At 47.8% G+C, this 23158-nt stretch carries 23 protein-coding genes; 11 read left to right on the plus strand and 12 right to left on the minus strand.

Annotation, left to right across the window (positions count from 1 at the left end; translation table 11 throughout):
* Positions 1 to 613 precede the first annotated feature (613 nt).
* Positions 614 to 1585 (plus strand): Dyp-type peroxidase, encoded by a 972-nt coding sequence (locus AC53GJ_RS02725; RefSeq protein WP_496731000.1) that lies wholly within the window; start codon positions 614 to 616, stop codon positions 1583 to 1585.
* 39 nt (positions 1586 to 1624) lie between these two features.
* On the opposite strand, the gene argR is transcribed toward AC53GJ_RS02725, so the two are convergent.
* Entirely contained in the window at positions 1625 to 2095 is a 471-nt protein-coding gene (argR, locus tag AC53GJ_RS02730; protein WP_496731001.1) for a transcriptional regulator ArgR, read from the minus strand.
* A gap of 195 nt (positions 2096 to 2290) precedes the next feature.
* Between argR and mdh the strand changes: the two genes are divergently transcribed.
* Complete coding sequence (gene mdh, locus AC53GJ_RS02735; protein WP_496731002.1) at positions 2291 to 3229, plus strand: malate dehydrogenase; 939 nt, start codon at positions 2291 to 2293, stop codon at positions 3227 to 3229.
* 95 nt (positions 3230 to 3324) lie between these two features.
* Here mdh and ispB read toward each other — a convergent pair whose 3' ends face one another.
* Positions 3325 to 4296: an octaprenyl diphosphate synthase gene (gene ispB, locus AC53GJ_RS02740; RefSeq protein WP_496731003.1), complete on the minus strand. Its 972-nt coding sequence runs from the start codon at positions 4294 to 4296 to the stop codon at positions 3325 to 3327.
* A gap of 205 nt (positions 4297 to 4501) precedes the next feature.
* Between ispB and rplU the strand changes: the two genes are divergently transcribed.
* From rplU to AC53GJ_RS02765, 5 genes are all read left to right on the plus strand, one after another.
* Positions 4502 to 4810 (plus strand): 50S ribosomal protein L21, encoded by a 309-nt coding sequence (gene rplU, locus AC53GJ_RS02745; RefSeq protein WP_496731004.1) that lies wholly within the window; start codon positions 4502 to 4504, stop codon positions 4808 to 4810.
* Positions 4811 to 4827: 17 nt separating this feature from the next.
* A complete protein-coding gene (gene rpmA / locus AC53GJ_RS02750; protein ID WP_496731005.1) occupies positions 4828 to 5085 on the plus strand; it encodes a 50S ribosomal protein L27 in 258 nt (85 codons plus the stop codon).
* Positions 5086 to 5330: 245 nt separating this feature from the next.
* Positions 5331 to 6488, plus strand: coding sequence for an Obg family GTPase CgtA (gene cgtA / locus AC53GJ_RS02755; protein ID WP_496731006.1), 1158 nt, complete (start codon positions 5331 to 5333; stop codon positions 6486 to 6488).
* Positions 6489 to 6532: 44 nt separating this feature from the next.
* Positions 6533 to 7012, plus strand: a complete 480-nt coding sequence (gene folA, locus AC53GJ_RS02760; protein ID WP_496732756.1) for a type 3 dihydrofolate reductase — start codon at positions 6533 to 6535, stop codon at positions 7010 to 7012.
* Between the two features lie 67 nt (positions 7013 to 7079).
* The gene (locus AC53GJ_RS02765) at positions 7080 to 7457 is read left to right on the plus strand and encodes a DUF3718 domain-containing protein (protein WP_496731008.1); all 378 of its coding nucleotides are present in this window, start codon (positions 7080 to 7082) and stop codon (positions 7455 to 7457) included.
* 140 nt (positions 7458 to 7597) lie between these two features.
* On the opposite strand, the gene AC53GJ_RS02770 is transcribed toward AC53GJ_RS02765, so the two are convergent.
* The 7 genes from AC53GJ_RS02770 to AC53GJ_RS02800 all read right to left on the minus strand — a co-directional run bounded on the left by AC53GJ_RS02770 (position 7598) and on the right by AC53GJ_RS02800 (position 16289).
* On the minus strand, positions 7598 to 9610 hold the full coding sequence (locus tag AC53GJ_RS02770; protein WP_496731010.1) for a methyl-accepting chemotaxis protein: 2013 nt from the start codon (positions 9608 to 9610) through the stop codon (positions 7598 to 7600).
* A gap of 90 nt (positions 9611 to 9700) precedes the next feature.
* Positions 9701 to 10513 carry a symmetrical bis(5'-nucleosyl)-tetraphosphatase gene (locus AC53GJ_RS02775; RefSeq protein WP_496731011.1) on the minus strand — a complete coding sequence of 271 codons (813 nt, stop codon included), beginning with the start codon at positions 10511 to 10513 and terminating at the stop codon, positions 9701 to 9703.
* Positions 10514 to 10891, minus strand: coding sequence for a Co2+/Mg2+ efflux facilitator ApaG/CorD (apaG, locus tag AC53GJ_RS02780; RefSeq protein WP_496731012.1), 378 nt, complete (start codon positions 10889 to 10891; stop codon positions 10514 to 10516).
* Complete coding sequence (rsmA, locus tag AC53GJ_RS02785; RefSeq protein ID WP_496731013.1) at positions 10888 to 11703, minus strand: 16S rRNA (adenine(1518)-N(6)/adenine(1519)-N(6))-dimethyltransferase RsmA; 816 nt, start codon at positions 11701 to 11703, stop codon at positions 10888 to 10890. The genes apaG and rsmA overlap by 4 nt, the downstream gene beginning before the upstream one ends.
* Positions 11704 to 11707: 4 nt before the next feature.
* Positions 11708 to 12691, minus strand: coding sequence for a 4-hydroxythreonine-4-phosphate dehydrogenase PdxA (gene pdxA, locus AC53GJ_RS02790; RefSeq protein WP_496731014.1), 984 nt, complete (start codon positions 12689 to 12691; stop codon positions 11708 to 11710).
* Complete coding sequence (gene surA / locus AC53GJ_RS02795) at positions 12688 to 13980, minus strand: peptidylprolyl isomerase SurA (RefSeq protein WP_496731015.1); 1293 nt, start codon at positions 13978 to 13980, stop codon at positions 12688 to 12690. The genes pdxA and surA overlap by 4 nt, the downstream gene beginning before the upstream one ends.
* An 11-nt stretch (positions 13981 to 13991) precedes the next feature.
* Entirely contained in the window at positions 13992 to 16289 is a 2298-nt protein-coding gene (locus AC53GJ_RS02800) for an LPS-assembly protein LptD (RefSeq protein ID WP_496731016.1), read from the minus strand.
* Between the two features lie 194 nt (positions 16290 to 16483).
* Between AC53GJ_RS02800 and AC53GJ_RS02805 the strand changes: the two genes are divergently transcribed.
* The 3 genes from AC53GJ_RS02805 to djlA are packed head-to-tail and all read left to right on the plus strand — an operon-like array spanning position 16484 to position 18922.
* Positions 16484 to 17434: an aminoglycoside phosphotransferase family protein gene (locus tag AC53GJ_RS02805; protein WP_496731017.1), complete on the plus strand. Its 951-nt coding sequence runs from the start codon at positions 16484 to 16486 to the stop codon at positions 17432 to 17434.
* The gene (gene murU / locus AC53GJ_RS02810; RefSeq protein WP_496732757.1) at positions 17434 to 18132 is read left to right on the plus strand and encodes an N-acetylmuramate alpha-1-phosphate uridylyltransferase MurU; all 699 of its coding nucleotides are present in this window, start codon (positions 17434 to 17436) and stop codon (positions 18130 to 18132) included. The genes AC53GJ_RS02805 and murU overlap by 1 nt, the downstream gene beginning before the upstream one ends.
* Complete coding sequence (gene djlA, locus AC53GJ_RS02815) at positions 18122 to 18922, plus strand: co-chaperone DjlA (RefSeq protein WP_496731018.1); 801 nt, start codon at positions 18122 to 18124, stop codon at positions 18920 to 18922. Before murU ends, djlA begins: the two co-directional genes overlap by 11 nt.
* Before the next feature lie 21 nt (positions 18923 to 18943).
* Here djlA and AC53GJ_RS02820 read toward each other — a convergent pair whose 3' ends face one another.
* Entirely contained in the window at positions 18944 to 19300 is a 357-nt protein-coding gene (locus AC53GJ_RS02820; protein ID WP_496731019.1) for a DMT family protein, read from the minus strand.
* A gap of 199 nt (positions 19301 to 19499) precedes the next feature.
* Here AC53GJ_RS02820 and AC53GJ_RS02825 point away from each other — a divergent pair, with 199 nt between their 5' ends.
* The gene (locus AC53GJ_RS02825; protein WP_496731020.1) at positions 19500 to 21062 is read left to right on the plus strand and encodes a methyl-accepting chemotaxis protein; all 1563 of its coding nucleotides are present in this window, start codon (positions 19500 to 19502) and stop codon (positions 21060 to 21062) included.
* 27 nt (positions 21063 to 21089) lie between these two features.
* Here AC53GJ_RS02825 and AC53GJ_RS02830 read toward each other — a convergent pair whose 3' ends face one another.
* Positions 21090 to 21863, minus strand: coding sequence for a DUF3530 family protein (locus tag AC53GJ_RS02830; RefSeq protein ID WP_496731021.1), 774 nt, complete (start codon positions 21861 to 21863; stop codon positions 21090 to 21092).
* Positions 21864 to 22077: 214 nt separating this feature from the next.
* Entirely contained in the window at positions 22078 to 23088 is a 1011-nt protein-coding gene (locus tag AC53GJ_RS02835) for an OmpA family protein (RefSeq protein ID WP_496731022.1), read from the minus strand.
* Positions 23089 to 23158 lie beyond the last annotated feature (70 nt).

Raw genomic sequence — 23158 nt, forward strand, 5'->3', positions numbered from 1 at the left:
AGCGTAGTCCGTAATCCTTTTAGCATCATCCTGATGCCAATACGCGTCCTGCGTAGTCCGTAATCCTTGTGACATCATCCTGATGCCAATACGCGTCCAGCGTAGTCCGTAATCCTTGTGACATCATCCTGATGCCAATACGCGTCCAGCGTAGTCCGTTATCCTTGTGACATCATCCTGATGCCAATACGCGTCCAGCGTCGTCCTTTGTCCCTGTGACATCATCCTGATGTCAGCGCACTGTACGTGTTCCTTGCTAAACTTATCCGTTCGTCGCCATCGCCGTGTTGAGCTATGGCTGCATCCGTGCATTCAGTAGGTATATTATGCGCAAAAAAGCATAGCCATAGAGGCACTTTTCCTACATGGCATGGTTTGAAATAATATTGTCACGGCCTTTTTGTGTTGAGTTTTAAATTAAAAACAAAGACTTACTGTTTTTTTGTTTGGTTAGTCAGAGGTAAGAATCTGTCATTGCTCACTGATTTGTGAGATATATCTCACACGGCTATAGCAGATTTGGCTGTCATTGCTGAAACTCTGGTATTCTGTTCGTTGTAATTATATTCTTGTTTTATTTCATAAATCCCCAGTAGGGCATTCAGGCAGAGTCATGGCGCGTGAGCAGTTAGGCATTTGTGCAGAACCAAATTTACATGGATTGGTATTTTTACTGAACGCCCGGGATGGTAATCAGGCGACACTACGCTGGCAACTGGCAAAAATTCCGGCGCTCATGCAACGTCTGTCAGAACAATTTTCGGAAGCGAATCTTTCTGCAGTGGTGGCTGTTGGAGTCAATTATTGGGATACACTTTACCCGTCTTGCCGGCCAGCAGATTTTCAGCCTTTTCCTTCTTTACTGCTGGATGAAATCAAAATGCCAGCCGAACCTTATGATCTGTTTTTGCAAATTCGCTCCGACCGTTATGATGTACTCCATCTGGCTGCCCAGCAAAGTTATCAGTTGCTGCAGTCCTATGTGGACGTGGCTGAGCAAATCCATAGTTTTCGTTATCTGGATGGCAGGGAACTGACAGGTTTTATTGACCAACCTGATGCGCCAAAAGGCCGGCGTAAAAGAGCGCTGGCGTTAATTGAGCAGCAGCAACCCGGTTTTGCCGCTGGCAGTTACTTGCATTTTCAGCGTTATCGGTTGGATCTGGCCCGTTGGCAACAATTGACACAGCCACAGCAAGAAGCAATTATCGGGCGGAAAAAAATGGACGGTACTCTTTTGGCAATGGCACAACGGCTGGAAAACAGTCATGCCAATAAAGCGGCGCTGGTTGATGGTACCGGGCAGCCACTGCCGCTGCTATTTCAGAATATGCCCTTTGGCCAGTTAAAAGTGCAAGGCTTGTTATGCCTGGGTTTTTCCTGCAGTGGCCTAGCTTATCCAGCCTGGTTAGCAAAAAGGGTAGGATATCCGCTTGGTAACCCGGAAGAAACCAGCGCTGTTGCGGCACAATCGGAGGCGATCGTTGCCGACTATGACTTGTTGCTGGACTATACCCAGGCTGATGCCGGTGCCGTGTTTTTTGCCCCCTCCATCAGTTTTATTGAACAGCAGGCAGGTTTATGACCGAGAGAACGACTAAACCTGCCTGAGTGGGTAGACGGGTCAAACTTTCTCGAATAATTCCGTGACTTTTTTCAGCGTAAAATTGATATTTTTCACGCTGGTCGGGGCGATGAAAATGGTATCGTCACCGGCAATAGTGCCGAGTACACCTTCCGCTTTACCCACTGAATCCAGCAATCTGGCGATCAGTTGTGCCGCCCCCGGACTGGTACGAATGATGATCATCACATCGTTGTGTTCAATATCCAGCACCAGTTGCCGTAATGGACTTTTGGTGGTGGGTACCCCCAATTCCGGCGGTAAACAATACACCATTTCCTGACGGGCATTGCGGGTACGGACTGCACCATATTTACTGAGCATCCGTGAAACTTTAGACTGGCTGACGTTATCAAAACCTTCGGCTTTTAACGCTTCAACAATGTCACTCTGAGAGCCAAAACGCTCTTCTTTTAATAAAGATTTGAAGGCTGAAATCAGCGCTTCCTGTTTGGATTGTTTGGTCATCATCTGCTGTTCTTATCAATTTTTCCGGCCAATGCTAGCAAAGTTAACACAGCCGGACAGTCATGGCAGTAAAATCGGTTTAATTGCGCTAAAATGGGGGGCAAACCCTAGACTTTAGGCGTAAGTCATTTGTAATTTGCGCGTGATTTCAGTATTGTTGGGCGCGTTTTTTAATGAACCGTTAATTGGGAGAATAGCATGAAAGTTGCCGTATTAGGTGCTGCTGGTGGTATTGGTCAGGCCTTATCTTTATTACTGAAGTTAAATCTGCCAGCCGGCACAGATTTAGCATTATATGATCTGGCGCCAGTGACGCCAGGTGTTGCGGTCGATTTAAGCCATATCCCGACAGCTGTCAAAGTGACTGGTCATGGTAAAGAAGATTTAAACACAGCGTTAGCTGGCGCTGATATCGTGATGATCCCCGCCGGTATGCCGCGTAAGCCAGGTATGGACCGTTCTGATCTGTTTAACATCAATGCCGGTGTGGTGAAAACTTTGGCCGAAGCTATTGTGCAGCAATGTCCAAAAGCCTTGGTCGGTATTATCACCAACCCAGTCAACACCACAGTTGCGATTGCTGCTGAAGTGTTTAAAAAAGCTGGTACCTATGATCCGAAACGTCTGTTTGGTGTCACGACGCTGGACGTGATCCGGGCTGAGACTTTTGTTGGTGAATTAAAAGGTAAAAACCCGGCTGAACTGATCGTTCCTGTCATTGGCGGTCATAGCGGTACAACCATTCTGCCATTGCTGTCTCAGGTTGCTGGCGTAAGCTTCAGCGATGAAGAAGTTGCTTCATTAACTTACCGTATTCAGAATGCAGGTACTGAAGTCGTTGAAGCCAAAGCCGGTGGCGGATCAGCAACACTGTCCATGGGGCAGGCTGCAGCTCGTTTCTGTGTCTCTTTAGTCAAAGGTCTGCAGGGCGAAGTTGTCACTGAATACGCTTATGTTGAAGGAAATGGCGAATACGCGCGTTTCTTCGCTCAGCCAGTGACCTTAGGCAAAAATGGTGTGGAAGCACTGCTGCCAATCGGTACTTTAAGTGCTTATGAAGAAAAAGCCATGCATGATATGCTGCCAACTTTAAAAGCAGATATCACTTTAGGTGAAGACTTCGTCAATAAAGCTTAATGACAGAAACTGTGCCGTTGCTGACTGTGGTTATCAACGGCAATCAACCATGAAAAAAGCCAGCATCTGCTGGCTTTTTTAGTATGGTACGCCGATCAGTGGTTACGTTCTACCGCCATATCAGCCAGTGTCAGTAAAGCTTGTTTGTAAGCTGTCTCTGGCAGAAACGCGATGGCATCACGGGCTTTTTGCGCTTCTTGTTCGGCTTTGTGCCGGGTGTAGTCGAAGGCTTTGGTCTCAGTCAGTGCCGCCATAATGTCATCCAGCCGGCTTAAACCATTGCCTTGCAGGATGGCTTCGCGGATCAGCGCTTGTTGCTGGCTGTTGCCATGTTTCAGGGCATGGATCAGCGGCAGCGTTGGTTTGCCTTCGGCCAGGTCATCACCGATATTTTTGCCAAGTTCATCCACGTTGGCCTGATAATCCAATACATCGTCAATCAATTGAAAAGCAGTGCCTAAATGCATGCCATAAGCCTGCATCGCTTTGATCACGCTTTCATCCTGATCAGACAGCACTGCCGCCAACTGAGTGGCAGCTTCGAACAACTTCGCAGTTTTGCAATAGATGACCTGCAGATAACTTTGTTCTGTGGTATCCGGGTCATTGATATTCATCAACTGCAGCACTTCACCTTCCGCAATGATATTGGTGGCATCGGCCAGAATTTCCATCACCCGCATCCGACCCAGCGAAACCATCAACTGGAAAGAGCGGGTATAAAGGAAATCACCGACCAAGACACTGGCCTGATTACCAAACACTGCGTTTGCGGTTTCTTTGCCGCGCCGTAGCATCGATTCATCGACCACATCATCGTGTAATAACGTCGCGGTATGAATAAATTCAATGATAGTGGCCAGGGTCACATGTTGTTGACCCTGATAACCCAAAGCTCTGGCTGCCAGTACCGCTAACAGCGGCCTTAAACGTTTACCGCCACTGTTGACGATATAAATACCGAGCTGATTGATTAAAGCAACATCGGAGCTGAGCTGGGAAAATATATGCTGGTTCACTGCTGCCATGTCGTCTTGACTTAACAGCCTGATTTCATCGAGCGTCATTCTGAATAACTGCACCAACGGTTAAAGTGAGTCGATTCTACACCAAGAGCCAGATCGGCAAAACTAAAAGTCGATCATTTTGTGATCTGCTGATCTTTTTCAGAATTCCTCTTGCGACAGTAGGGGAAATTGCGTACAATTCGCGCCCTGTGAATATAATTAACACGCCCCTTATCTGGCTGGCGTGATCTGTACGGAGTTAACTATGTACGCGGTTTTCCAAAGTGGTGGTAAACAGCACCGTGTGACTGAAGGCCAAACCCTTCGTCTAGAAAAACTGGACTTAGAAAAGGGCGCAACCATTGAATTCGCAGCATTGATGATTGTCAATGGCGAAGAAGTCAAAATCGGTACTCCTTTAGTTGAAGGCAGTAAAGTAACTGCGGAAGTGGTCAATCATGACCGTGGCGATAAAGTTAAAATCGTCAAATTCCGTCGTCGTAAGCACTCACGTAAACAAGCTGGCCACCGTCAGTGGTTTACTGAAGTGAAAATTACTGGCATCAGTGCTTAATTCAGGAGTAACGACTCATGGCAAGTAAAAAAGGTGTAGGTAGTACACGCAACGGTCGGGATTCAGAAGCGAAACGCTTAGGTGTTAAGCGCTTCGGTGGCGAATCAGTTTTAGCTGGTAACATCATCGTGCGTCAACGTGGTACTAAATTCCACGCTGGCACTAACGTTGGGATCGGTAAAGACCACACTTTATTCGCTTTAACTGATGGTAAAGTTCAGTTTGAAGTGAAAGGTGAATACAATCGTAAGTTCGTGAGCATTGTCAGCGAATAATCCGAAAGTTTCCGGAAAAAGCCCCGCCCAGTGCGGGGTTTTTTTTACTTTCGGCGGTCAGTACTTTAACGCTGACTGCAACACCGGAACTGAGTGAATTTTTCATACAGCGCTTGAACTGGCCACAGGCCACAAGCAAAATTTCCAGTCAGCAGACTGGCACCGCGCAGACATCTGTCAGATTTAGCTGATTCTGCGCATTCGGTTTATACTAAACCGTCGGTAACAACAGCAGGATATAGTCGATGAAATTCGTAGATGAAGCGGAAATCCGCGTCGAAGCCGGTGACGGTGGTAACGGTATAATCAGTTTCCGCCGGGAAAAGTTTGTCTCCAAAGGTGGTCCAAATGGGGGCGATGGTGGCGATGGTGGCGACGTCTACCTGTTGGCAGATACCAACTTAAACACCTTAGTTGATTTTCAGTTTGAAAAAATTCATATCGCCCAGCGTGGTCAGAACGGTATGAGTACCAACTGTACGGGTAAACGCGGTGAAGATTTAGTGCTGCGGGTCCCGGTCGGTACCCGCGCCGTTGACGTGGATACCAATGAGTCATTAGGGGATTTAACCCAGAATGGCCAAAAATTGATGGTTGCCAAAGGCGGCTGGCATGGCTTAGGCAATGCCCGTTTTGCTAGTAGTACCAATAGAACACCCCGTAAAAAAACCAATGGTACACCAGGTGAAGTGCGGAATTTACGCTTAGAGCTGTTGCTGCTGGCTGATGTTGGTATGTTAGGTTTGCCAAATGCCGGTAAATCGACCTTTATCCGCGCTGTGTCTTCAGCCAAGCCAAAAGTGGCTGATTACCCCTTCACGACACTGGTGCCAAACCTCGGTGTCGTCAGAACCGAAAGCAGTAAGTCTTTTGTGATTGCAGACATTCCAGGCCTGATTGAAGGCGCCTCTGAAGGTGCAGGTCTGGGCATCCAGTTTCTGAAACACCTGGAACGTTGTGGTTTATTACTGCATATGGTTGATGTACTGCCAGCGGACGGTTCTGATCCGGCAGAAAATGCGCAGATTATCATTCAGGAACTGGCGAAATACAGTGATAAGCTGGCGCATAAGCCACGTTGGTTAGTCTTCAACAAAATTGATTTGGTGTTGGAAGATGAACTGGAAGCCATTATGCAGCATGTAATTGAGACCATTGGCTGGGATGGCCCGGTCTATCAGGTTTCAGCGGCATCGCGCACCAATACTGAACAGATGTGTCGTGAAATCCAGAACTATTTAGATCTGCTGCCAAAAGAACAACCGACAGAACAATTACTTGATCCTGTGCAGTTTAAGTGGGATGACTATCATGAACAAGTGATGGATTTATCCGATGACCTAGATGATGACGATGATTTTGATGAAGATGACTACGATGTCGAAGTCATTTATCAGCGTTAAGTAGCCGTAGAGGACGTTCGATGAAACTAGCTTTAGTGGCAGCCATGGCCAATAACCGGGTGATAGGGCTGAATAATCAAATGCCTTGGCATATGCCAGCGGATTTGGCGCATTTTAAAGCGGTGACATTAGGTAAGCCTGTGATCATGGGTCGCAAGACCTATGATTCAATTGGCCGTTTATTGCCTGGGCGTCGCAATATTATTGTCAGTCGGCAGCCCGCACCGGCTGGGATGGCGGCAGATTGGGTTGATTCCATCGCCGCAGCTTTAGCCTTGGTTGAATCTGAGCCTGAAGTGATGATTATTGGTGGCGCCGAGTTGTATCGCCAGATGCTGCCCCATGCAGACCTGCTTTATTTGACGCTGATCCAACATGAAACGCCGGGAGATGCATTTTTCCCGGATTATCTGGCGGCAGCGGATTGGCGGCAGATTTCTGCTCAATCACATCAACCAGATGCACTTAATCCATATCCTTACAGGTTTTTATTGCTGGAAAAAAATACCTCTATTGCTGACTGATTGCACAGCTAACCACATGTTGCTACTATTAGTTCGCTGTTAATGTTCATTGTCTGAGGGGTATTTTATGAAATTCATACCAGCGATTGTATGTTGTTCGCTGCTTACTGCCGCAGCTGTCGGGGTTGCTCCGGTGCAGGCTGCTGATCAATTGGCTGCATCAATGTGCGATTATATTAAAGCCGACGATAAAAATCGGTTGCGTAAATTACTGAGTGATAACAGATTAAGACTTCGTAATATCTATGATGGCATTATGTGTAACGGTCAGAATATGGTCCGTTTTGCAGTCAGCAGTAATGCCAACGGTGTTGGTGAATTTATTATTAAGCAGTTACCTGCGGCTCAGATTAGCGCTTCAGAAGATATTGCCTGGGTAGAAGCAAATCATGCCAGTTCAGGGTTACTGGCAGTGTTAAAGGAACGTGCCGGTGGCGGTGATTAAACTGCCTCTGCATTGAAGCAACATTGCCAGCATCATCGCTGGCTTTTTTTATGGCGTGAAACAAGCTCGACTCGATAACAAGGGGGGCAGAGCCCCGATAAAAAAAGCTCCCGCAGGAGCTTTTTTTATCGGGGGTTTAATCAGACTTTAAACTGATCAACGGATAAACGTAGTTCTTCAGCCAGTCTGGCGACTTCATGGCTTGAGTCTGAGGTTTGCTCAGCACCAGCCGCTGTTTCTTCAGCGATATTTACAATAGATTCCAGCAGTTTACTGATTTCATGGGAGACATGATTTTGCTCCCGGGCGGCATGAGAGATTTGTTCGCTCATATCGTGTGCCAGATGGACAGCATGGGTAATAGAGTCCAGCGCCTGATCGGCAATTTCAGTCTGAGCAACGCAATTTTCTGCCTGACGACGACCTTTGTTCATTGCCTCTACCGCAGCCTGAGCACCATTTTGCAGTGCCTGGATCATCGATTGAATTTCCTGGGTAGAAGACTGTGTTTTACTGGCCAGTGAACGTACTTCATCAGCGACTACGGCAAAACCACGACCTTGTTCACCGGCACGGGCTGCTTCAATTGCAGCATTCAGCGCCAACAAGTTGGTTTGTTCAGCAATACCACGGATGACATCCAGGATACTGCCGATAGACGCGCTGTCTTGATGCAGTTTGTTGATGACCTTGGATGCTTGTTCCACTTCTTGTGATAACTGCAGAATAGTCTGTTTGTTATTGTTTGAAATACCTTTCACGCGTTCAGCTTCACTATCAGCGTGTTTAATTTCCGCCAGTGCGTCGCTGGAGCTTTGCATCACGCCTTGTGAAGTACTGCTCATTTCAGTGGTGGCGGTTGCTGCTTGCGTTACCTGCGATTTTTGTTCACGAATCGACTGAGTCGATTGCACAGTAATGGCGGAGGTTTGTTCAGAAGCGGCGGCCAGCTGGGTGGAACGCGAAATAATACCTTGGATTAACTGCCGCAGATTGCTGATCACTTTATTGCAGTTACGTGCCAGTTCGCCAAATTCATCAGTAGCGCTATCATCCAGGCGCTTGGTCAGGTCGCCTAAAGCGACGATGCCCAGCACTTCATTGACTTTGGCCAGTGGTGTGGTGATGCTACGGACCGTCAGTAATGCAATACCGGCAGCAAGAGCAATCGAAATCACGACCACAATAAAGATCATCAGAATGGCATTACTGACGCTGGATTCTGCTTCCGACTGAATGTCGCCGGCAGCACTGCGTGCTTTTGCCAACAACTGGTTCAAAGCTGACACGGCATCGGCAGTTTGTTGTTCTGCTTTGGCCAACATTTTTTCAGCAGCATCGCCAGCGACTAATTTTTGTTGTTTTAAAGCGATAATGCCATCAGCGCCATTTAATAATTCATTGATTTCGTTTATTTTTTCATCAAGTTCGGCCACCATTTCAACCGAGCTGCCTGCTTCTTCAGTTAAAATAGCCATTTTACCGCTGATTTCAGTCATGCGGTTTTTCACTTCATTCGCCAGCGTTTCTGTGGTCGCGGCTGAATTGGTGCGGGTTAAATCAACCACTGTTGAGACCAGCGAATTCAGGCTGGTTTCCATTTCATTGGCGGCGTTATAGGCTTTCGGAAAACGACGGCTGACATCACGGATGTCGGTAAAATCAAGGATTAATGACGCTGAATCATCAGAATTACCTTCCAAATCTGACAGTTGGCTCACCATCTTATCCCGTAAGGTCAGGCTTTTTTTCAGGTCAGTAAATAAGCTGCTACTGGTCGGGATAAAGTCGCCGTAAGTTGAAGACACCAGTTTAAAGCTATTGGCTAATTCAGGTTCTTCCGCCACAACACTTTGTAATGACGTTGCCGCGGCGTCATATAAAGCTTTTTCAGCCGCGAATTGAGTTTCTAATTCGCCGACTTTTTTCACTTCTTCTGCATAAAACGCCTGCAAACTGATTTTACTCATTTTGACAAATTCGCTTTGCAGCACCGCACTATTTTCCAGCGCCGGGATCGAGATGGTATTGACCAGACTGGTCGAATCCCGAATTGTGCTTAATTTGGAATAAGAGGTGATACCGATAAATAGCAATAACAGTGAGATAACACCAAAGCCACCTACAATTCGCAGTGCTACAGTTAACTTCATATGGAACTCCCAACGGGTTTATCATTTGTCGCGTAAAACCGCGAGCGGCTTGGTCTGAAGACCTACATGTGTCTCTGGAAAACGACTGTATTATAGTTGTTTTTTATACCCCGCTACACTATATCGTTGTTCAGACTCAATACAATAGGCAGTTAAAGAATTACCCCAGACACATCCTGTGTCAAGCGCTTCAATCCTGTCCAGTGGGCATTTTCCGTTTAAAGCTGCCCAATGGCCGAACAAAATTCGCGGATGCGGTTTGTTGTTCCAGAATTGAAACCAGGGCACTAAGTCTGGATTTGCCGTGATTTCGCCTTTTTCCTGTAACTCTAATCTGCCATCCGGATAACAGTAACGCATCCGGGTGCAGCTATTGATAGTGAATCTGTGTTGTGCTGCCAAAGTTGTGGCCTCTTGCCATAAATCCGGCTGATTGCCATACATTTGCCGGAAAAACTCTGCCGGTTGTTGTTGCATGGCCATACAGGCCGCCGTTGCCGCCGTGACGGCTTCAGTGGGCGTCCACAGCGGAGCCAGCCCGGCATGCACCAGTAAGAGTTGTTCAGCGGGCAGGTGATGGATCAGTGGCAATTGCAGCAGCCAATCGGCCAGTTGCCATTTATCCGTGGCATGAATTAACTCATCCAGTTGATCAGCACGGCTGATTTTGCCATAACCGAACAAAGATGCGAGGAAATTTAAGTCATGATTACCTAAAACTGCGACTACATTCGCATCCAGCTCGCGCAGAAATCTTAACGTCGCTAATGAGTCTGGTCCACGCGCGATCAAATCGCCGCAAAACCATAACTGATCCCTGTCGCTGCGAAAGTTGAGCAGTTGCAATAATTGCTGCAACTGCGTAAAACAGCCCTGCACATCGCCAATGACATAACGTGCCATTTAGTTCAGGATCCGCGGCACTGCCAGCCGAAATAACGGAATTTCAGCGTTAAAATCGATACCTGACTGACTACGCATTTCATAATGGCCTTGCATGGTGCCGACCGGAGTTTCCAGCACGGCACCACTGGTATAACTATAACTGCTGCCAGCTGGCAGCTCTGGTTGTTCACCAATCACGCCATCGCCGTAGACTTCGCTATGTTTACCATTCGCATCTGTAATTGACCAGTAGCGGCGTAACAGCTGCACCTGTTCTGCACTGTTATTTTGAATCGTGATGGTGTAAGCAAACACATATCTGTTAGCACTAGCATCCGATTGCTGTTCGATGTAAAAGGTTTCTACCCGAATTGGAATATCAAAAGCTGCCGTCATGAGGTTGTTTCCGGTTGTTGTGACAACCACTTGGCGACCCGAATAAATTCGCTGACCGCTAATTGTTCTGGTCTTAACGAGGGATCGATCCCCAACTGCTGAATTTGCTCGGCACTGGCAAAATTGCTAAAACAATTACGCAGGGTTTTACGGCGCTGGTTAAAAGCTTCCAGACAGACCCGGTTTAATACCGTGACTGGTACACCATCGCGTTCGCTGTCAGCTTTTGGGATCAGTCTGACCACGGCTGAATCAACTTTAGGCGCAGGCTTAAAAGCTCCGGGTCCAACTTCGACCACCGGCATGGCGTGGCAAAAAAACTGCGTCATCACACTGAGGCGGCCATAAGTTTTGGAACCATGACCCGCCGTCATCCGCTCGACCACTTCTTTTTGCAGCATAAAGTGCATGTTTTCAATGGATTCAGTGAACTCAAACAAATGAAACAATAATGGCGTTGAAATGTTATAAGGCAGATTGCCGAAAATTTTCAGCTTCTGACCTGCGGTGACTAAGCTGCTGAAATCAAATTTCATCGCATCACCCTGATGGATGGTTAGCTTGTCGGCCAGTGTCGGATGTTCCCGCAGCCGTTGCGCCAGATCCCGGTCCAGTTCAACGACGGTTAAGTGGCCACTGCGTTCAGCCACCGGCTCAGTTAATGCACCAAGGCCAGGGCCAATTTCAACCAGGTGATCACCAGGTTTAGGCGCTATTGCTTTGACGATTCTTTCGATGACGACAGGATCGTGCAGAAAGTTCTGGCCAAATCTTTTGCGGGCGGTATGGCCCATATGTACTTTATCAGTCATGAATTTATTTCGATTGAGTCGCTAAAAAAATCGCCTGATCCAGCGCGTGCAACAGGCTGCCTGCATCGGCTTTCCCGCTGCCTGCTAAATCAATAGCAGTGCCATGGTCGACGGAAGTGCGGATCAGCGGTAAACCAAGGCTGATATTGACCGAACGGCCAAATCCTTTGTGTTTCAGCACAGGTAAACCCTGATCATGGTACATCGCTAAGACCGCATCTGCGTTGTCGAGATATTTTGGCTGAAACAGCGTATCTGCAGGTAAGGGACCTATCAGGTCCATGCCTTCGGCACGCAGTTCATTCAGGGCCGGAATGATCACATCTAGCTCTTCCCGGCCGAGATGGCCATCTTCGCCAGCATGCGGATTTAAACCACAGACATAAATCCGTGGTTGGGTAATGGCAAATTTCTGCTGCAAATCCTGTTGCAAAATCCGCAATACTTGCAGCAGTCGTTCGCGGGTGATCGCTTTGGCGACATAAGCCAATGGAATATGCGTGGTTGCCAGCGCCACCCGCAACCCTGCAGTTGCCAGCATCATCACTACATAAGGTGTATTGGACTGATGGGCAAAAAACTCGGTATGTCCACTAAATGGAATACCTGCTTTATTAATAATGCCTTTATGCACAGGACCCGTGACAATAGCGGCAAAACCACCGTTCATGGCCTGCTCGCCGGCAAAGGTCAGAGTATCAACAACATACCGGCCGTTGTTTTCGTTTAAAATGCCTGGGATCACGGCCTGCGCCACCTGAAACGGCGCTATCGTCAGGGTGCCGGCAGCTTGCGGCTGAGCAGGTTGCCCACTTTGGTAGGGCAATAGCTGTAACGGCAGTTGTAACTGAGCTGCTCGCGCGGTCAATACCTCAGGATCGGCACAGACCACCAGTTCAACTGGCCAGGCTTGCTGGGCCAGTTGCACCACCAGATCAGGACCTATCCCCGCCGGTTCTCCTGGTGTAATCCCAATTCTAAGGGTCATTCAGTCTCCGCCAACACTTCGATAAATGCCTGATCCCTTAATTCGCGCAGGAAATTACTGGATTCTTCATTATAACGACGGTTGTAAATCAGCCGGGTCACTTGCTCACGTTTTTTCTCGGCAGTGGCATCAACAGTACGACGGTCATGCAACTGAATGACGTGCCAACCAAAATCAGAGCGGAAGGGCTCACTGATTTCGTCTTTTTTCATGCTGGCCAAAGTGTCACGGAAAGCAGGTACGTAGTTGCTCGGATCAGCCCAGCCCAGTTCACCGCCTTTGAGTTTTGAACCTGGATCTTCGGAATGTTCGATGGCGAATTTAGCGAAATCAGCTTTGCCAGCTTTATAATCACTGACAAATTTTGCCAGCATGTTTTTCGCTTTTTCTTCACTGATAATGATCGAAGGTTTGATCAACACATGGCGCGCATTCACTTCTTCAAATTCCACCACATTGCTGCCACGGATATCAAAAATTGTCAGAATATGGAAACCAGCACCAGAACGTAACGGGCCAATCAGGTCTTTTTTCTTTCTGCCACGGATTTGGTCAGCAAATAAGGTTGGCATTTCATTGATATTCAACCAGCCCAAATCACCACCTTCCAGTGCCGTTTCAGCTGAAGAAGAGTTCATCGCGATACGCTTGAAGTCGTTGCCGGAGTTTAACAACTCCAGAACTTTGTTGGCTCTTTCTTCTGCTTCTTTCATTTGTGCCGCATCTGGCTGACTTGGCAATGCAATCAGAATGTGACCGATGTTGTATTCTTCGTTACTGGCGCCTTGCTCTTCCATCAGCCGGGTCACAGTGTCAATTTCCTGCGGGCTGATATAAATACGACGCTGGATATTGGCTCTCATGACTTCACCAATGGTGATTTCTTCCCGTAAACGCTCACGGAATGCTTCATAACTGCCTTCTTCCTGCACCACTTGGGCGCGGAATTGTTCCAGTGACATTTTTTGTTCGCCAGCAATATTCTGGATGGTTTGATCCAGTTGTGGATCGGTAATTTGCAGACCCATCCGCTTGGCCATTTGCATTTGTAAGCTGGTCAACACCAAACGGTCCATCGCCTGGGTCCGTAATGCCCGATCCGACGGCAGGGTTTGTTGCTGCTTGGCGGCATTACTTTTCACCCGGGCGACCATTTCATCTACTTCACTTTCCAGCACCACTGAATTATTGACCACAGCAGCCACTGCATCAATTTTGGTTTCAGCAGCCTGACTGGCCATGACAATACAGGTGGAAAGCGCAACAGCGATTAACTTTTGTAACTTCATAGATATCCACATTAATTATTTAGAAGGTAAGGGCGGCGATAACCAAAAATTCCGCTCGACAACATATCAGAAACATCAAATCCGGCAGAATCACCAAATCCTTTTAACACAAACCGTAACGCAATACCGCTATCGAGTTTCACCGGATAGTTCAGGTTGTTAATTGCCACATCAAGATTGGTTTCAATCTGACGGCGGGCAACCAGCCGAATAGCCCAGCAACAGGATTCATATTGGATGCCGATATTGGCTTCAATCATCCGGTCATGCTCAATATCACGATAATAACTGGCGACCGCCTGCCATTGTGCCGTGATTGGCAGAGTGCCGAGTGCACCCAACTGAACAATTTCGTTATCTGAGACATCCCGGCTGTAGCGATGGTTCAATTGCAACACTTTTTTATCATCAGCCCGGTAATCCAGCGTCACGCTACTTTTTACCATCCGATTTGTTTTGGCATCATATTGCAGACCGCTGTTCAAATACCAGCGTTGTTGCCAGTGCAGCAGTGTTTCGGCGGCAAAAATAGATTCTGTGGCCGAAATGGGTTGTGTCAGCCGTTGTTCTGCTGGTTTTGGGTCGGACAAAAACAGGATCTGGCCCATGCTAAACCGAAAACGTTCAGTATCCTGTTGATCATACAACCTGGTGGTCCAACCGATCGTCAGTTGATTGGCATCGTTAATCCGGTCTAAGCCTGAATAACGATTTTCACGGAATAAGCCGTAATAGTCGTCCTGCAGCCTGGTTGTATCGTACAAACCAATATTGTTCTGATCGCGGTACGGAATATACAGATACTGCACCTGTGGCTCCAGTGTCTGTAAATAAGGTTGTTCAAACCAATGGGTATCCCGCTCAAAATTCAGTTTGCCATTGAATCTGACTTTAGGAATAGCACGTTGCACTGAGTCGTCAAGAGTCTGCAACTGTGGATTAGACTGTTGTGACCGGATATCCTGCTGATAATAAGTCTGCAGCAAGCTGCTTTCAAACATCAACTCCATCGCCGGTGTGTAATAAGGCAGCCTGATACTGGGTTCAAGGTGCAATCGGTCTGCGCTCTGGATCAGCTGTTGATCATTCTCAAAATGGGCATACTGACCATTCCAGAGAAACTCCAGTCCGGCTCCGAGCGGAATAGGTTTGGCGGCTTTGATATCAAGCTGTGGTAGCGCTGCGTAAGAAGATTGATAATTTCCAAGCGTTTCAAAACCTTGCAGCCGTAACTCTGAACGAATTGTATCGCCGAAATAACTCAGGCCGGCCTGGCGGTACAGTTGGGTATCACTCTGATTATTAATATCTGAACCCAGCTCAGTGAGATATGCATCATCGCTGACGTCGGTAAAATCGACACTGGCGCGCCAGCGAGAATTAAAATCAGCCAGGTGCTGAAAATTGGCCAAATAGCGGCTGCCAAAAGCAGTTGGTTTTTCCTGATCTTTGTTCAGGTATTCCAGATGCAAAGTACCGTGATGTTCTGCTGTCAGATATCTGAATTCCGATTTCAGCTGAGTACCACGTTCGCTCATGTAACGCGGTGTTAAGGTTAAATCATAATTCTCTGCCAGATTGAGATAATATGGCAGCTCAATATCCAAACCGAGCTTCTGCGAGCTGCCAATTTTTGGAAATAACAGCCCGGTTTTGCGTTTATTGCTGACCGGATAGGTCATATACGGCAGGTACAACACCGGAATATCCTGCACCCGGATCACTGAATTCCAGGCTTCACCCCAGCCGTCATCGGCATTAATCTGAATTTTTTCGGCGGTGATGGCCCAGCCATTATCGCCTTCAGGGCAAGTAGTAAAACTGGCCTGGTTCAGTTGCACCTGTCGCTCAGAAGCGGTGAGTACACTGGCATAACCCCGTCCCGCCTGGCTAAGGAAACGGTACTCGGCATCTTTTAACAACACTTTGTTTTCAGCCATTTTGGCACTGAAAGAACTGCTGCTGACTTTGAGCATGGAGTTGTAATAGCTAATGCCACCATCGGCCGACATGCTTTGTTGCTCATTACTGAAATGGGCATTGGGTGCTGTCAGCAACGTATCGGCAAAACTAAGGGTGACGTTACCGGCAAAATTGGCGGTTTGGTTGTCCAGAATTTCGGCATGGTCTGAGTCAATCCGCAGACGGTTATCAGATTTATCCAGACCGCTCACTGCGGTTGGTATGGTTAAAGTCGGATAACATTGCTGCACAGGCACTTTGGCAGGAGTCTGTTCCTGCGCCAGCGTTTGTGTTGACATGGCAGCAATCGCCAATATGACCCATTGATTGATAACAGTTCGTTTCATCCAGCAATCTCAAAGTTTGTGCTGTGTTGGCTGCGGGACGGCAAAACAGCAAGGTCGTTATAATAAAGCAATTTTCTGGTTGTTGCTAATCGGATATAGTGCAGCCTTTGACTATGCGGGAGCAAAAAGTGTCCGAGCGTTTGAGAATAATTGCTAATTTTTTGGCAGGGGTCTGGCCTGAGCAGACTTATAGCTTGGCAGCCATCAGTGGTGATGCCAGTTTCCGCCGTTATTTCCGCGTCAGCACTGCTGATTCTGCTGCAGTGACTGTGCATTATGTGCTGATGGATGCTCCCCCGGCGCTGGAAGACTGCCAGCGTTTTATCGCCGTACAACAAGCCTGTCATATTGCCGGACTCAGAGTGCCGGCGATCGTTGCCGCCGATGCAGCCCAGGGCTTGCTGCTGTTGGAAGATCTGGGCGATCAATTGTTAATGCAGCAGTTGAACCATGACAATGTCCGGCACTGGTATCAGTTGGCGTTAACGCAATTAGCAGATATCCGCACGATCCACGCCACCAGCCAAGGGCCTTTGCCGCTGTTTGACCGCGCTTTTTTACTACGGGAAATGCAGTTGTTTATTGATTGGTTTGTGATCAAACATTTGCAGTTGGAACTCAGCCCGGCTGAAACGCAAATGTTGCAACAACTATTCGAATTACTGGCCGACTCAGCGCTGCAACAGCCGCAAGCCGGGATGCACCGGGATTACCACGCCCGTAATCTGATGGTGCTGGCTGATCAACAATTAGCAGTGATTGACTTTCAGGATATGGTGTCAGGTCCCGTCAGTTATGATGTGGTGTCGTTATTAAAAGACTGCTACATCCGCTGGCCGCAAGCGCTGGTGCAGGAACTGGCCATGGCTTATTTCCTGCAATTGCAACATCAGGGCGTCTATACGTCCGATTGGACGCAAGCTACATTTTTGCGCAGTTTTGATTTGATGGGTTTACAGCGGCATTTGAAAGTCTGTGGCATTTTCAGCCGTTTGTATCATCGGGATCAAAAAACTGGTTATCTGCCGGATTTACCCAGAGTGCTCAGCTATGTGCTGGATACTGCAGCGATTTATCCGGAATGTGCCGGGCTGCATCAACTGCTGCAAAGTAAAATTCTGCCGCGTTTTCGTGAGATTTCATGATGAAAGCGATGATTCTGGCGGCTGGTCGCGGCGAGCGGATGCGACCACTGACTGACAGCCTGCCTAAACCTTTATTGCCGCTGGCGGCCAAGCCGCTGATTGTGTATCACATCGAAGCGCTGGCCAGAGCGGGTATCACCGATATTGTCATTAATCATGCCTGGCTTGGGCATTTGCTGGAACAGCAATTAGCAGATGGCCGCCAATTTGGTGTCCGTTTACAGTATTCTGCCGAAGGCGCCACCGGATTGGAAACTGCCGGCGGCATTCGTTTGGCCCTGCCACTGCTAGGGAATGAGCCGTTTCTGGTGGTCAATGGCGATATCCACACTGATTTTGATTTTGCCAGCTTACTGGCACAACCTGTGGCAGATGTACTGGCGCACCTGGTGCTGGTGCCGAATCCGCCGCAACACCCAGCCGGCGATTTTGCTTTGGCTGCGGATAGTGGTTTAGTGGCAGCTTCAGGTGCAATTCAGCATACCTTCAGTGGGATAGGGGTATATAAGCCTGAGTTTTTCAATGCAGTGCCGGCTGGCCCGCAGAAGCTGGCGCCTTTTTTACGTTGTGCCATGCAATCAGCTTTAGTCAGCGGACAACTTTATCAGGGGTATTGGGCTGATATTGGCACCCCAGAGCGCTTGGCACTGGCAGAACAATGGCAGTTGCAGTCAGAACGAGGTCAGTATGTGGGGTAAAATTTTAGGCGCTTTATTTGGCATGGCGCTGGCAAAATGGCCAGGCATGTTGCTGGGTCTGTTAGTGGGTCATTGGTTTGATCGGAGCTTGCGTTCTTCCTTTGAAAATGCCGGTGGTTTTGCGGCATTAAAGCGTGAATCCGCTGATCCGCAAGGCCTGTTTATGTACAGCACTTTTGCGGTGATGGGACATTTGGCCAAAGCAGATGGGGTCGTGACTCAGGCTCATATCGAAAAAGCCAATTTATTTATGCAACAGCTTGGTTTAGACAGTACACAGCAACAAGAAGCACAGCGTGCATTCAGAGAAGGAAAAGCGGCCGATTTTCCGCTGCAAAGCCAACTGAACCAGCTAAAACAAGCGTTTCGCTGGCGGCCAGACTTGTTGCAAATGTTTCTGGAAATTCAGATCAGCGTTGCTTATGTCGATGCCCGGCTTAGTCAGACAGAATTGCAATTATTACAGCAAGTTGCTACGGCGTTATCGATTTCAGCCAGTCGATTACATTATCTGTTGGGCCGTTTTGAAGCAGAGGCGCGTTTTGCCAACCGCTCGCCCAAGCCCGAGGCGAAGGCATCAACACTACAGGATGCTTACTTGTTATTAGGTGTTGGCAGTCAGTGTAGTGAAACTGAACTGAAAAAAGCCTATAAAAAGCAAATGGCGCAGCATCATCCGGATAAACTGATGTCACAGGGGTTGCCCAAAGAAATGTTGGAGCTGGCCAAGCGCAAAACGCAAGATATTCAGGCTGCTTATGAGCTGATCAAACAGGCTCGCGGCCGTTAAGGAAGCGAGTCTGCTTTACGTTCAGTTTTTGTGATAAAACATAAAATAAACAGCGCCAAGCAGGCAGATACCGGCATAGACATAATTCCATTTAAATGGTTCTTTCATATAAAACAAGGCAAAGGGGATAAATACCGTCAGTGTGATCACTTCTTGCAAAATCTTCAGTTGTGCCAGCGACAGCACCTGGGAGCCAATGCGGTTGGCTGGCACCATCAACATATATTCAAACAGCGCTATGCCCCAAGACACTAAAATGGCGATGTAAATCGCAGAGCCTTTCAGGTGCTTCAGATGACCGTACCAGGCAAAGGTCATAAAAATATTGCTCAGCAACAATAAAACCACAGTGCTGAACATAGGTGACAACTGCAACATAAAAATCTCCGATAAAAATGATGTGTTTATCTGCTGGATCCGCCGCTGCTGCCGGATGGATCTCAGCTATGTAAGCCATTACAAATATAACGACCGAAAAGCTTGCAAATCTGCACAGGTACCCTAAGTTTATCGGGATACGACGACCAACTCCGAATTATTTTTCACCGGATATCAATCACAAAGGGATTACTGCGCTATGCGTAAGAATTTGCCTGTCACCAATACCGAACGAACTTTTCCAACTGAACAACGACTGATTTCTGCCACTGATACCCAAGGTGTTATCCAATACTGTAATGATGATTTTGTCGCCATCAGTGGTTTCCTGCGCGAGGAAATCGTCGGACAGCCGCACAATCTGGTCAGGCACCCGGATATGCCGGAACAAGTTTTTTCCCTGATGTGGAACTATTTAAAAGCTGGTAAATGCTGGATGGGCATTGTCAAAAACCGCTGCAAAAATGGTGACTATTATTGGGTGAATGCCTATGTTACGCCGATCCTGGAGCATGGCAAAGTAGTCGGGTATGAATCGGTACGAATTAAACCTAGCTATGAGCAAATCCAGCGGGCACAACAATGTTATCAGCGGATTAATGAAGGTAAAGCTGCGGTGAACGGGCATAGCCTGTTGCAACACTGGCCGTTATTGCTTGGTTTGAGTCTGGTGAGCGGATTAAGCTGGCTGGCCAGTGCGATGGCGGGAAATATGGCGGTGGCTGCCACTGCCGGTCTTGGCAGTGGCGCATTATACTTTTTGGCCAGTCAACGCCAAACCAACGCTTTGCAGTCGTTAAAATCGCAACTGACTGAACCGTTTTTATGTCCGATTTCAGCGCAGATTTATACTGGCAGAGCAGATGACTGGGGACAGTTGCAATTAGCCATAGTAACTGAAACAGCCCATTTGCGTACTGTGTTAACCAGATTACAGGATGCGGCTTTATTGGCATCAAAAGAGTCTTCGCAGGCGTATCAACTGGCGAAAGCAACATTGGGATCGATTAATGCGCAGCAACAGGAAACTGATCAGACCGCCACTGCGATGAATGAAATGACGCATACCATTGCTGAGGTTGCACAAAATGTGCAGCTAACCTCGACTGAAGCGGCCAATGCCAGTGCATTAACTTTGCAGGGCCAGACTGTGGCACAGCAAACCAAAGATGCGATCAACACACTGGCCAAAACAGTACAGGCTATATCTGCAGCGGTGTCAGAACTGGCGACCCAAACCTCCAGCATCAGCCAGGCTTCTGAAATTATTCAGCAAATCGCCGAACAAACTAATTTGCTGGCGCTCAATGCGGCGATTGAAGCTGCCCGTGCCGGTGATCAGGGGCGTGGTTTTGCTGTAGTAGCGGATGAAGTACGTCATTTGGCACAGCGCACGCAAGAATCCACCAAACAAATCCAGCAGATTATTAATAATCTGCAGTCAGGTGCCAGTTCTGCGGTGTTGGCTGCTTCACAAGGTATGCAAGCCACTGAAATTGGTGTCAATAAAGTGCAGGAAAGTGAACGGATGCTGCATGGCATTATGGAAGCAGTCAATATGATTGCCAGAATGGGGCATCAGATTGCGGTTGCTGTCGAAGAACAAGCGCATGTTTCCGAGGATATCAATCGGCAGGTGACGCGAATTGCCGAACTGGCTGGGGATTCATATCGGCAAAGTGAAGAATCTGCCACCGTCAGTAGTGACTTGGAACAAAATGCCCGTTCTTTATATCAGTTAGTCGAGAGGTTTAAGAAATAGCTGGCACTGCTGACAGTGGTTGCCGGATCAGAAACCTTGCGCATTTAACCAGCCGTACACTTCTTTAAACAGCCAATGCTGATATTGGCTATCATCTATTGAACCTGGTAATAAACGTTGGCGGTAGCTGTTTTTCAGATGTTTGCGGACCAGTTGCTGCCTTAACTGGGCCTGTGCCATGGCAAAAGGATGATCAACCTGCTGTTGGATATCCAGCGTTGGCACTTTATGCTTTGCCAGCGCTAAGGAGACGGTTTGGTTGAGTTTTTGCTCTGCCAGATAGGCACTGAGTAAAATAAGGCCTTGTGGTGCAATCAGTTTTTCCGATTGATACAGCTGGTTTAATAATGCGCCGCTGCTGCCTTGGGCAATCACAATAATATTTTGGTAGGGTGCTTTGGCTTGTTCCATCAGTACTGTCAGGCGTTGTGCTAACAGGTCCTGGTAGACCAGCATATTTTCAGTATCTGGCTGCGGGATGCTCTCCGGCACCAACAAGGACATGGTGTTCCAGCCATAATCGACCAATTGCTGCCGAAGCATGTCAATCGCTCTCGGGCTGGCGGCATGCTGACTCCAGTCTGGGACCAGGATTACCGTGCCTTTGGTGTAGCTGGTCATGGCGGCTTTTTGTAAAGTCAGGAATTCCTGTTCACCCCCTTTGACTAATTTTGCTTCGTCACTGCCAAATTTATGCTGCAGGTCGAGGGTATATAAGCTTTCGATGCTGGCAGGGGCCTCTGCTGCAATCATGTCGCCAGCCAGGGCACTCAGCAACACAAGCAAGATGCGCTTTTTCATTTGCAGCAGACTCCGTTCAGTTTGAGAACAGTTTATCGGCAACAGTAGCACAAACTTAACCAGCATTGTTGCTGGCAGGACCCTGCAGTCTATGCAATCTTAAAGTGCCTTTGAGTTTCTGGCAAAGTGAACTGGTCCAGAGCCCGAAGCTGTAGTTTTCGACTACGCAGCTAAAAAAAAAGCCACCCGAAGGTGGCTGTTTGTAACACAACGATTAACGTTGTACTGCTTCTTTTACAGTTGCAGTCACAGTCGCTTCAATACGACGGTTTAAAGCGTGAGCAGCAGCAGTTTTGCCGGTCGCTCTTGGTTTGGTGATACCGTAACCAACAGCTTTTACGCGTGCACGGTTGATACCGAATTCAGTGACCAGAGTATTGGCAATTGCATCAGCACGACGTTGTGACAGCGCCAGGTTGTAAGCTGGAGTACCAACGTTTGACGCATGACCACCAATTTCAACATCAGTATTTGGGAAACGTTTTAAGAAGTTTGCCAGTTTTTCGATGTCAGCATGGTACTGAGTTTTTACCACAGAAGAGTCATTGTCGAACTGGGCATTTAAGGCAATGCTCACTGAGTTTTCAGTGAAGATTGAACAGCCAACAGTGTCAACTTTATCTGTGATTGGGGTGTTAGGGCACTGATCTTTATCATCAGTAACGCCGTCTTGATCTGCATCACCGATCACTGGCTGTGGTGCTACCACTGGCTCTGGTGCTGGTGTCGGTTCGTTTGCCGGCGCATCACCAAAGAAGTAACTCGCACCAACTTTGATACCTGCATCGCCGAAGCCTTTGCTGATACCTTGGTAACGATTTGCTTCGAAAAACATGGCTACGTTGTCGCTCACGAATACGTTTGCACCGATGCCAAGGTTAACGGCAGAAGCAGAACGACCAGTTGTGAAATTCTTTACACCACCGAGGATATAAAATGCACTGTTTGGCAGGTGGTAACCAAGGTCTAAACCAACCCGGTTGCCTTCTACATCAGCTTTGTCGACATTCAGAATATCCAGCTTCTGGCGGGCGTATTCAGCACGAATGCTCCAGCTTGGGCTGATGCGGTAACCGATATTGATACCTTTGCCTTCACCTTTATCTTGAAATTTCCAATCTGCAGAAACAGATTTGTCGCCATCTGGCAGATAAATTTCATAGAATGCTGAACCGAATACGCGGTCTTGTAATTGTTCCGCTGTAGGTGCATTTGCTGCAGCCATCAGAGGTAAAGCTGCCAGAATGGCGATTGCGCTAGTTTTGAGTTTCATCCGTATCTCCTTAGGGGTTTTT

The organism is Rheinheimera sp. B2H12, assembly GCF_059620065.1.

Bases quoted from the DNA above. Each gene is read 5' to 3' on its own strand.
- rpmA (WP_496731005.1), top strand. From the start codon at position 4,828: ATGGCAAGTAAAAAAGGTGTAGGTAGTACACGCAACGGTCGGGATTCA.
- murU (WP_496732757.1), top strand. From the start codon at position 17,434: ATGAAAGCGATGATTCTGGCGGCTGGTCGCGGCGAGCGGATGCGACCA.
- cgtA (WP_496731006.1), top strand. From the start codon at position 5,331: ATGAAATTCGTAGATGAAGCGGAAATCCGCGTCGAAGCCGGTGACGGT.
- ispB (WP_496731003.1), bottom strand. From the start codon at position 4,296: ATGACGCTCGATGAAATCAGGCTGTTAAGTCAAGACGACATGGCAGCA.
- folA (WP_496732756.1), top strand. From the start codon at position 6,533: ATGGCCAATAACCGGGTGATAGGGCTGAATAATCAAATGCCTTGGCAT.
- AC53GJ_RS02835 (WP_496731022.1), bottom strand. From the start codon at position 23,088: ATGGCTGCAGCAAATGCACCTACAGCGGAACAATTACAAGACCGCGTA.
- AC53GJ_RS02830 (WP_496731021.1), bottom strand. From the start codon at position 21,863: ATGAAAAAGCGCATCTTGCTTGTGTTGCTGAGTGCCCTGGCTGGCGAC.
- djlA (WP_496731018.1), top strand. From the start codon at position 18,122: ATGTGGGGTAAAATTTTAGGCGCTTTATTTGGCATGGCGCTGGCAAAA.
- AC53GJ_RS02725 (WP_496731000.1), top strand. From the start codon at position 614: ATGGCGCGTGAGCAGTTAGGCATTTGTGCAGAACCAAATTTACATGGA.
- AC53GJ_RS02770 (WP_496731010.1), bottom strand. From the start codon at position 9,610: ATGAAGTTAACTGTAGCACTGCGAATTGTAGGTGGCTTTGGTGTTATC.
- AC53GJ_RS02800 (WP_496731016.1), bottom strand. From the start codon at position 16,289: ATGAAACGAACTGTTATCAATCAATGGGTCATATTGGCGATTGCTGCC.
- rsmA (WP_496731013.1), bottom strand. From the start codon at position 11,703: ATGACTGATAAAGTACATATGGGCCATACCGCCCGCAAAAGATTTGGC.
- AC53GJ_RS02820 (WP_496731019.1), bottom strand. From the start codon at position 19,300: ATGTTGCAGTTGTCACCTATGTTCAGCACTGTGGTTTTATTGTTGCTG.
- AC53GJ_RS02825 (WP_496731020.1), top strand. From the start codon at position 19,500: ATGCGTAAGAATTTGCCTGTCACCAATACCGAACGAACTTTTCCAACT.
- pdxA (WP_496731014.1), bottom strand. From the start codon at position 12,691: ATGACCCTTAGAATTGGGATTACACCAGGAGAACCGGCGGGGATAGGT.
- apaG (WP_496731012.1), bottom strand. From the start codon at position 10,891: ATGACGGCAGCTTTTGATATTCCAATTCGGGTAGAAACCTTTTACATC.
- argR (WP_496731001.1), bottom strand. From the start codon at position 2,095: ATGATGACCAAACAATCCAAACAGGAAGCGCTGATTTCAGCCTTCAAA.
- AC53GJ_RS02775 (WP_496731011.1), bottom strand. From the start codon at position 10,513: ATGGCACGTTATGTCATTGGCGATGTGCAGGGCTGTTTTACGCAGTTG.
- rplU (WP_496731004.1), top strand. From the start codon at position 4,502: ATGTACGCGGTTTTCCAAAGTGGTGGTAAACAGCACCGTGTGACTGAA.
- mdh (WP_496731002.1), top strand. From the start codon at position 2,291: ATGAAAGTTGCCGTATTAGGTGCTGCTGGTGGTATTGGTCAGGCCTTA.
- surA (WP_496731015.1), bottom strand. From the start codon at position 13,980: ATGAAGTTACAAAAGTTAATCGCTGTTGCGCTTTCCACCTGTATTGTC.
- AC53GJ_RS02765 (WP_496731008.1), top strand. From the start codon at position 7,080: ATGAAATTCATACCAGCGATTGTATGTTGTTCGCTGCTTACTGCCGCA.